This window comes from Nitrospirota bacterium, assembly GCA_030645475.1.
In the GTDB taxonomy this organism is placed as follows: Bacteria; Nitrospirota; Nitrospiria; order Nitrospirales; family Nitrospiraceae; genus Palsa-1315.
Genome location: JAUSMA010000024.1, coordinates 1 through 9,711, shown reverse-complemented (window position 1 = coordinate 9,711; position 9,711 = coordinate 1). Strand labels below are relative to the sequence as shown.

General features: G+C 56.1%; 10 protein-coding genes. 9 read left to right on the top strand and 1 reads right to left on the bottom strand.

Going from position 1 to position 9,711, the window contains the following annotated elements:
• Positions 1-179: 179 nt before the first annotated feature.
• Positions 180-773: a PilZ domain-containing protein gene (locus Q7U76_06650; protein ID MDO8356052.1), complete on the top strand. Its 594-nt coding sequence runs from the start codon at positions 180-182 to the stop codon at positions 771-773.
• Here the strand turns inward: Q7U76_06650 and Q7U76_06645 are convergent.
• Entirely contained in the window at positions 709-1,707 is a 999-nt protein-coding gene (locus tag Q7U76_06645; protein MDO8356051.1) for a P-loop NTPase, read from the bottom strand. The two genes, Q7U76_06650 and Q7U76_06645, sit on opposite strands and share 65 nt — an antisense overlap.
• 201 nt (positions 1,708-1,908) lie before the next feature.
• On the opposite strand from Q7U76_06645, the gene Q7U76_06640 reads away from it, so the two are divergent.
• The 8 genes from Q7U76_06640 to Q7U76_06605 form a co-directional block, all read left to right on the top strand.
• Positions 1,909-2,112, top strand: coding sequence for a helix-turn-helix domain-containing protein (locus Q7U76_06640; GenBank protein ID MDO8356050.1), 204 nt, complete (start codon positions 1,909-1,911; stop codon positions 2,110-2,112).
• A 110-nt stretch (positions 2,113-2,222) separates the two neighbouring features.
• Positions 2,223-3,086, top strand: a complete 864-nt coding sequence (locus tag Q7U76_06635) for a protein-glutamate O-methyltransferase CheR (GenBank protein MDO8356049.1) — start codon at positions 2,223-2,225, stop codon at positions 3,084-3,086.
• Positions 3,087-3,098: 12 nt separating this feature from the next.
• Positions 3,099-3,482 carry a chemotaxis response regulator CheY gene (gene cheY / locus Q7U76_06630; protein ID MDO8356048.1) on the top strand — a complete coding sequence of 128 codons (384 nt, stop codon included), beginning with the start codon at positions 3,099-3,101 and terminating at the stop codon, positions 3,480-3,482.
• Between the two features lie 14 nt (positions 3,483-3,496).
• Positions 3,497-4,153, top strand: a complete 657-nt coding sequence (locus Q7U76_06625) for a protein phosphatase CheZ (protein ID MDO8356047.1) — start codon at positions 3,497-3,499, stop codon at positions 4,151-4,153.
• Positions 4,154-4,161: 8 nt separating this feature from the next.
• A complete protein-coding gene (locus Q7U76_06620) occupies positions 4,162-6,066 on the top strand; it encodes a chemotaxis protein CheA (GenBank protein ID MDO8356046.1) in 1,905 nt (634 codons plus the stop codon).
• 35 nt (positions 6,067-6,101) lie between these two features.
• Entirely contained in the window at positions 6,102-7,055 is a 954-nt protein-coding gene (locus Q7U76_06615; protein ID MDO8356045.1) for a chemotaxis protein, read from the top strand.
• A 63-nt stretch (positions 7,056-7,118) separates the two neighbouring features.
• Entirely contained in the window at positions 7,119-8,189 is a 1,071-nt protein-coding gene (locus Q7U76_06610) for a chemotaxis response regulator protein-glutamate methylesterase (protein ID MDO8356044.1), read from the top strand.
• A gap of 55 nt (positions 8,190-8,244) precedes the next feature.
• Positions 8,245-9,711, top strand: a 1,467-nt coding sequence (locus Q7U76_06605; protein MDO8356043.1) for a methyl-accepting chemotaxis protein, incomplete at its 3' end; no start/stop codon positions are given.

The window sequence follows — 9,711 nt, the reverse complement described above, 5'->3', positions numbered from 1 at the left end:
CGTCGTTCGTATCTCGTCCAAAGAAAAGAGCATATGGCGTATAGCCAATAGCGTATGGTCAGAAATGGAGAGTGGGCGTCTTTGCTACCAGCTATAAGCCACTAGCCATACGCTCTTATCCTCAACGAGATACGCTTCACGTCGTTTCGAGAGTAACGCGGGCTAGAGGAATATCCACGATGCCAACATCTGTGCAAGCCAACATGCCACGATCAGACGAACGGCGGGAATGGCTTCGAATCGACGATCGCGTCCTTTTGGAATATCGGCTCATCATCGAGCTGGAGGAGTCCTCCATACCTGGGATGCCCCCAGCAAGCGACCAGGCGATTGCGGAGGCCATGCGTAAGCCGGCAGCCGACTTCTTTGCGCAACAGGGAGAACATCTGGCGCATTCGCCGTTGCTTCCCTGGATGATGAAAGTCGACTGGCTGCTGGAAGTGATCGTTAAGACGCTCGCGCAGATGCATCCTGGCGGAGTGCCCATCGCCCAGATCGCCGATGTCAATCTCAGCGGTGGGGGCATCGGCTTTGTCTCCCCGCGGTGCTTTGCCGCCGAGGACAAATTGAGCATCAAAGTCGTGCTGCCGCCATTCACGCCGATCGATGCGACGGCACGGGTCATTCGCTCGATTGCGAGCAAGGATGGACAGGGCTTCGACATCGCGACCGAATTTGTGTCCCTCGCTCCCACCGATCAGGAACACCTCATCCGCCACATTCTACAGACACAGGCTGAGCGATTGCGTGCACGCCGTAATCATACGAGCTGACGAGGAGGCTGGCTGCAAGAGCGGCTTGGGCAAGGTCTTCTTGTACTCGTCGTGATTCCTCCATATGGATGGCCAAAGCGTCGGCAGTGGTCTTCAGCGCCACTGCGGCAGGAGAGGCCGGCTCGGAATCGACGACCGGCAGGTATCCTCGAACAGCTCGTCCTATCGCGGGGTCGTCGGGAATCTCTCCTAATGAGGTCAGCGAAGCCCCGATATATTGAGTGAGTAGTTTCTTGAGCACGGAAGTGTTGACGCGGGAGCGTCCGGTTACTCGATTGAGAATGAGGGCCGGGTGAAACGTCCGGAGGGTCGCTTCAGCAACAGCTCGCCCGGCTTCGTTGGTCTGACCCGCGACTTCGAGCACCTCTTCGACGCTGGAAAAATCACGATCCGACAGCGCGTCAGCCATCGCATCCCGTGAGAGGAACGAAGACAGGACGCGGCGGATCGCGGCGAGTTTGATGAAGCGGTAGAGATCCAGTACCGAGGTGGGATCGGGTGTGGCGACCGTCACATGGTGATCCGCCATCAAAAAGAAATCCAGCGCGTGATAACTCGTCCCCGCACCGATATCCACGACGACGACATCGGCCTCAAGCTCCCGTAAATGACGAATGAGTCGTTTCTTTTTGGCATGCGGCATGTTCGCGGTCGCGAGCGTGTCGCCTGTTCCAGGAATCAATGTGAGGCCTGGGTGGACCGGGAGGGCCTGTGCGACGTCCCCGAGCCGTTCAACACGACGACTGAGAAAGTCCGTCAGGGTGAGTGGAGGATTCAAGAGTCCGAACAAAATGTGCATGTCTGCGCCGCCGATATCGAGGTCGGCCAGCACGACGCGTTTGCCTTGTTTGGCCAGGAGCAACGCCAGATTGGCCGCGATCACACTTTTGCCGACTCCTCCTTTGCCCGACGCGATAGAGACGATAGTGGCCATTGAGACAGTTTCCTATTGGTTCGTGTAAGTCCGTATTTCTTATTCGGCTGTTTCGCTCAAAACATAAGCGCCGATCTCCACTATAGACGCATATCAAGACGAGCGGTGTCGCGTTCCAACGACCGTCATCGGGCACTCAAGTTTTCTATTGGCGGCACCGATAACCAATTCACTATGAATGATGCAGCCTCAACAACAACGATGTTTCCAGCGAACGGAATGGTTTCGGCGGACGGCGAGATCTTGACGGTCATGGACGTAGCCCGGTTTCTCCGGGTGCCCAAGTCCACCGTATACAAGCTTGCGCGTGTCGGTGAATTGCCGGCGTCGAAAATCGGGAAGCATTGGCGCTTCCTCCGTCGTGACATCCATGAATGGATGCACAGTCGCTCTCAACAGGCGTAGCGAGCTCGGACCTCCGACTCCTCTGCCTGCGTCACGTGCTGTAAGGCCTATGCCGAGAGCACCGGGGGTACAGACGCGCCCAAGGACTCGGTCAACAAGAGAAGGACACGATGGACCAAGCTCTGACAAAGCAGGCAGCGAAGCAAGCGTCGCTCGTCATGAGCGACGAGACCTACAAGCAGTTTCGTGCATTCATCTACGAGCAGACCGGTATCTCCTTTCAAGACAACCAAAAGTATTTACTGGAAAGCCGTCTGTTGCCGCGGCTCAAGGAGCACAAGCTGGCAACCTATGAGGACTACTACCACTATCTGAGGTTTGACACCTATCGGGACAAAGAACTCTCCTCGCTCTACGAGCTCATCACCACGAATGAAACGTATTTCTATCGCGATATCCCACAGCTGGAAAATTTCATCAAGACCGTCGTGCCTGCGCTGATGGAGGCCAATAAGGCCACCAAGCAGATTCGCATCTGGAGTGCGGCCTGTTCGACAGGCGATGAGCCCTACACCCTCGCCATCATGCTGCTCGAACATCTTCCGCTTGCCGGCTGGAACATCGAGATTCTGGCGACGGATATCAATGACGCAGTGCTGGCGCAGGCGAGGACCGGCGTCTATGAAGCTCATACGCTGCGCCATGTTCCGAACATGCTGAAGAAGAAATATTTCGTGGAGCAGAAAGGGCACTTTGAGCTGACGGCGGCGGTCAAGGGGCGAGTCAAATTCATGAATCTCAATCTCTACGATCGGCCTCGACTGAAGCTGGTTCGAGGGATCGATGCCGTCTTTTGCCGAAATTGTCTGATCTATTTCGACGACAAAGCCAAATTGCAAATTGTCACGGACCTTCATGGCACGCTCAAGCAGAACGGATATCTCGTGATCGGATTCTCAGAGTCGCTCACGAACATGGGGAATCTATTTCGGACCATGCAGACAGGACGTTCCGTCGTCTATCAAAAAGTCTAAGGAGGTTGTGATATGCCGGCAGATCTGAATATGAAGATTCTCGTGGTGGACGATATGTCCACTATGCGGAGAATCGTGAAAAATATTCTGAAACAGATCGGGTTTACCAATATGGAAGAGGCCGAGAATGGGCAGGAGGCGCTCACCAAGCTCCGCGCCGAACCGTTCGGGTTCGTCGTCTCCGATTGGAATATGCCGGTGATGCCGGGGATCGAGATGCTTCGTGCGATCCGCGCGGATGAAACACTCAAACATATTCCCGTGCTCATGGTCACGGCCGAAGCCCAAAAAGAAAATTTGATCGAGGCCATCCAGGCCGGCGTCAACAACTATGTTGTGAAGCCGTTCACGGCGGAAACGATGCAAGAAAAGATCAACAAGATTTTCAATAAATAGGAAGGGCCGCTTCCATGATCACACGCGATTCGGCAGCAAGGTCGGGCCAGCCCGAGCCCTCCGACCACAGCGACCTCGACGAGGAGGAGTCTGGGGACACACAGCTGTTCGAGAAGATCGGAGAGCTGACACGTTTTATCGACACGACCATTAAGACCATCTCCCAGTTCTCCGCTCCGATGAGCGCGACGGCGGAGCAGCTCCCCGACGCCACATCTCATCTGAAAGATCTTCGCAAGCTGACGGAAGACGGCACCCACAAAATTATGGAGCTGGTCGAAGCGATCGAAGAGAACCGGAAGCGTGCAGATATGCAATTCGATGCACTCGTGAACGGGTTGGCCAGTTCTGACGCCGCCACCGTGAAGTCGAAGATCGTGGCGATTCGGGCCACCCTTGCTGCCGACAATAAGCCGCTGATGGACATCATCACGGCATTGTCGTTCCAGGATCTGGTCGCGCAGAGCGTGAATAAACTTGTGACGATCATCGATGAGGTGGAGCACAAGTTGCTCGAATTAGTGGTGGTCTTTGGGCCGTACACCAAGGGCGCAGGTAAAGCTGAAGCGGGTAAAGCCTCTGACATGCTGAAGCAACTCTCCGCGACCAAGAACACGTCCATGCAGCAGGATTTGGCCGACGAAATTCTCAAGCAATACGGATTTAACTGAGGTGCCCTATGAGCGATGAAGCAGATGAGATGAAGGAAATTCTCAACGACTTTTTAACCGAGTCGACGGAGATGATCGATGTGCTCGATCAGCGATTCCTTGCCCTGGAGGCCGATCCGAATAACGCCGATCTCTTGAATGAAATATTCCGTGCCATGCATAGCATGAAAGGCGGAGCGGGTTTCCTGGGATTCAATCATCTCGTGGACGTCACGCATCGGGGCGAGAGTATTCTCAATAAAATGCGGCAGGGTGAAATGGCGGTCATTCCCTCGATCATTAACGTCATTTTGGAAGCCGTCGACGTGGTCAAGGCCATCATGCACGATATTCGTGCCACCGGCACCGATACCAATGTGCCGACAGAGGAGATGGCCAAGAAACTCGACGATGTCTTAGCCGGGAAATTTGAAGGGACAACGCCCGCAACGAAGCCATCCATGGCCGCTCCGGCCCCATCACCAGCCGCGACCCCATCCCCGGATCCGGCGGCGCCAGCCTCGCCACCTCAGACGATCGGCGAGATCCTCGTGCATGATGGCTTGGCATCGAAGGAACAGGTGTTCGATGCCTTAACCCAGCAGCAGAAACAGCCAGAGCCGAAGCAAGCTCTTGGAGAACTGCTCATCCAGGCCAAAGTTATTTCCGAACGGGCACTCGACCAGGCACTGCACAAACAGGAGAAGCCCGGGAAGTCGGCTGACGAAGACCAAACGATCAGAGTCGAGACGCGCCGGTTAGATTCTGTGATGAATCTCGTCGGCGAACTCGTCTTAGGGCGGAACCGCCTGATCAAAATCGGCGGGGTCCTCGACGAAACCCATGAGTCGGATCCTCAAGTACGCGCCTTGGGTGAAACCCTCACACAATTGAACCTTGTGACGACGGACCTCCAACTAGCCGTCATGAAAACCAGAATGCTTCCGATCAAAAAAGTGCTCGCGAAGTTGCCGCGCTTAGTACGCGACCTCTCGCAGAAACTCGGGAAGCAAGTCCGTCTGGAAACGCACGGAGAAGAGACGGAGCTCGATAAGTCCGTCGCCGATGAAATCGGCGATCCCTTGGTCCACTTGGTGAGAAATGCCATCGACCATGGCATCGAAATGCCGACGGAACGGCATGAAAGAAACAAACCGGTCGAAGGCGTTTTGCGAATCGCTGCCAGCCAGGAAGGCAACAGCATCGTTATTCGTATTCAGGACGACGGCAAAGGCATCCCCATCGACAAAGTGAAGGCCAAGGCGCTGTCCAAAGGGCTGGTGAGCGAGGCCGAGTTGTCCGCCATGGAACCTCGCGAAGTCGTAAACCTGATTTTCTTGCCGGGGTTCAGCACGGCTGAAAACGTGACGGACGTGTCCGGACGCGGTGTGGGGATGGACGTCGTCCGCACCAACATCCGCAAGATGAACGGCACCGTGGAGATCGAGTCAGAGCAGGGGAAGGGCAGTCTCATCACCATTAAGCTTCCGCTGACCATTGCGATCATTCAAGCGCTGATGGTCGAAGTGGAGCGTGCCACCTTTGCCATTCCGCTCAGTTCCGTCATCGAGGCCGTCCGGATTACCAAATCGGACATCAAGACCATCAATGGACGCGAAGTCCTGCATCTGCGCGATCGCGTCTTGCCGTTGCTCCGTCTCGCGCAAGAGTTCGATATTCCCGTCGATCCCAACCGCGAGCGCTTCAATGTCGTCGTGACGGCTTTGGGCGACCGGCGGATCGGCGTCGTGGTCGATGAACTCCGCTCCCAAGAAGAAGTTGTGATCAAGTCGATTTGGGAATATCTGGACAGCATCAAGGGCATTTCAGGCGCCACCATCACCGGAGACGGAAAAGTCGTCTTGATCCTGGATATTTCCGAGTTGGTCGAGAATGCCCATGCGTGGCACCAGGCCGTTGCAGTTGCGGCCTAGTTCCGGCGTGCGTCACTGAGGATAAGGAGTTGTAGATGGCCACACTTATTAACGAAATCGATGCGCGGACCAGGCTCGCCGGCGCCAATCAGATGGAACTGTTGCTGTTTCACCTGGGGACCAACGAGCTCTTCGGGATCAACGTCTTCAAAGTCCGTGAAGTGATGAAGTTGCCGGAGCTCACGCGCGTTCCTGAAGCGGACAGCCGCGTCGTCGGCATGGCCAATATCCGCGGGACGATGGTGCCGGTCATCGCGCTCAAGCGCAGTCTCGGTCTCGGCGAACATGAGGTCGATCTCACCAGACTCGAAGCGAAAGAAAACGGCATTCTTATCATCACCGAATACAACGGCAGCTTGCAGGCCTTTCATGTCGCGGCCGTCGACCGGATCATTCGCACGTCCTGGTCGCAGATCAAGACCCCTCCGGCATTGGTTCGTGAAAATAATAAAGGAGCGGTGACTGCCGTCACGATGCTGGACAATGGGCGCATGGTGCTGATCCTCGATGTCGAGAAAACACTCAGCGATATCTGCCCGCGTCCCGACGACGAAGTGTTTGCGGGGCTGCATGTGATGCCGGAACTGAAATCCAAATGCGTATTGTTTGCGGACGATTCGAGCGTCGCCAGGACTCAGATCCGGAAGGCGTTGGAAAAACTCGGCGTGCCTTTTATTCAAACGACCACCGGGAAAGAGGCTTGGGACTATCTGCAGCAACTGGCGGACGTGGCGGCCAAGGAAGGGGTGTCCCACGTGCACGGGGTCAATCTGGTCCTGAGCGATATCGAAATGCCGGACATGGATGGATTCACCTTGACGAAGCATATCCGGGCGGATCCGAGGTTGGCGCATCTTCCGGTGATTTTACATTCCTCGTTGACGGGAACCTGTAATCAGGACAAAGGCCGCCAAGTCGGCGCCACGGATTATGTGACGAAGTTCGATCCCAAAATGTTCGCGGAAAAATTGATGCGGTACATCATTTAAACGGACGGTTACGGCTTCTGATACAGCGGTTCGTGTGAAGTCTGGTGGAAGGAATCGAAGGGTATGGTCAAAACGATTCAAGTCCTGATCGTCGACGATTCGACATTTATGCGGAAGAGCCTCTCGTCGATGTTGACGAAGGATCCGCGCATTGCGATCGTCGGTATGGCGCGCAACGGAGAAGAGGCGTTGCAGCTCGTGCATCAGCTGAAACCGGATGTCGTGACGATGGATGTCGAGATGCCTGGCATGAACGGCATCGAGGCCCTCAAACGCATCATGGCCGAACATCCCGTCCCCGTGCTGATGGTCAGTTCCCTCACGACCGAAGGCGCCGGCGACACCTTGAAGGCGCTGGAGTTGGGCGCCGTCGATTACATCCCCAAGCAGCTCGATGGCGTGGCCATGAAGATCCACGACATTCAAGATGAATTGATCGCCAAAATTGTTGCCGCCAGCCAAGCGGGCGGCAAAGTGCGAGCACGCAACCTGAACGGGGCCCCTCGTCCCGTCATTACGCCTCGTCCGATGGGGCTCACCTCCCATTCGGTCAGCGTCACGCGAGGCAGTCGGATCGTGGCCATCGGCTGTTCGACCGGGGGACCACAGGCGTTGATCGAAGTACTTCCCGCCTTTCCCTCCGATTTTCCAGCGGGGATCGTCATCGTACAACATATGCCGAAGACCTTCACCAAACCCTTTGCCGATCGCATGAACTCGCTCTGCGGCCTCGAAGTGAAGGAAGCCGCCGATGGGGATGAAGTGAAGCCTGGTCGCATCTTGATCGCGCCTGGAGGGGTTCAATGCCGGGTCAAACGTAGAACCATCACCAGCACCGTGATTTCCTTGAGCCCGAACATCGAGCATCATCTACATGCCCCCTCCGCCGACATCATGATGCAGTCGGTCGCCTCGGTGTACGAAGAACGGGGCATCGGCGTCATTCTGACCGGTATGGGGCACGATGGTCTGGAAGGCATGAAGGCCATCAAGGCCGCCAAGGGCCGGACCATCGCCCAGGATGAAAAGTCCTGCATCGTCTACGGCATGCCGAAAGCGGTGGTGGAAGCAGGCTGCGCGGATAAAGTCATTCCGCTGTCGGGGGTCGTGGGAGAAATTCTCAATATGGTGTAGCGGGCAAACGGGTATCGGACTGGTTCATTCACAATGGAGAGGGGTAGGAGGCACTATGAATACGTTCTTGAAGGGCATGAATATCGGACCGAAGTTTGCGATATCGATGGGAGCGATCGCTGCGGTGATGTCACTCATCGGGCTGGGCATTATTTATCAGCAGGAGCAAGATAAATTACAGTTACTGTTGGAACAGCGCGGGAAACTGCTTGAAACCCAGATTCAGATCACCCGAAGCTACATCGCGCAGAATTATGTCGGGAAACTGAAAAAGAGCAAGGTCGGAAGCGATATCGTCGTGGCGAAGGACCATGCGAACAACCCCGATGCGATTCCCTTTCCGGCAACCGCGACTCGTGAAATGGGAGAAGAAGCCAACAAGAGCGGGCTCTTTACGGCCAGGATGATCAGCCAAAGTCCCATCAATCCAGCCAATTCGCCGAAGGACGCGTTTGAAACGGAGGCGGCGCGAGCCGTGATGGGCGGAGCCGAGAGCTTTTCTCGCATCGAAGAGGTCAACGGGGTGCTCACGTTCCGTCGGGCATCGGTGGACAAGGCTACGTCGTCAGCCTGCATCGGCTGCCACACGGACAAACAGGTCGGCGACGTTCTGGGCGTGCTAAGCATCGGCATGAACATGACGAAAGGCAAGGCTGCATCCGATAAATCGTTGTGGAGCACGGCCGGTTTGCTGCTGGGGATTATCCTGACCCTTGTCATCGCAACGTATCTGCTGCTCCGCAGCATTGTCCTCAAGCCGCTGGCTCACATGGCGAATATTACCAAGGACATTGCTCAGGGCGAAGGCGATTTGACGAAGCGTGTGCCAACTGACGGCAACGATGAAATTGCCCAGTTCGGCGGCTACTTCAATATGTTCATCGATAAATTGCAGAAGATGATCGGCAAAGTCGCCCATGTGACCGATAAGGTCGCCTCCGCGTCGGTCGAACTGTCCGCGACCGCGGAGGAAATCTCCAGGGGCACCGATACCCTGACCTCCCGCGCGGCACAGACCGCCGCTGCGGTGGAGGAAATGAATGCGACGGTGAGTCAGGTCGCTCAGAATTCCGGCAAGGCGGCGACGCTGGCGCAAGAGACGGTCCAGACCGCGAAGAACGGCGGGTCGGTGGTGGCCGATACCATCTCCGGCATGCAACATCTGTCGGAAGCCGTCTCCAACTCGGCGACCATCATTGCCGAGCTGGGCAAGTCGTCCGATCAAATCGGTGAAATCGTCCGCGTCATTGAAGATATCGCCGATCAGACCAATTTGTTGGCTCTGAACGCAGCGATCGAAGCCGCCCGAGCCGGTGAACAGGGGCGGGGATTCGCCGTCGTCGCCGACGAAGTCCGCAAGTTGGCGGAGCGGACGACCAAAGCCACCAAGGAAATCGGCGATATGATCCGGCAAATTCAGCAGGACACACGCGGCGCGGTCGATTCGATGCAAGAGGGGACGCAGAAAGTCAGCGGCGGCGTCGAACTGGTCAACAAGACCGGTGAAGCGCTGACGCGTATC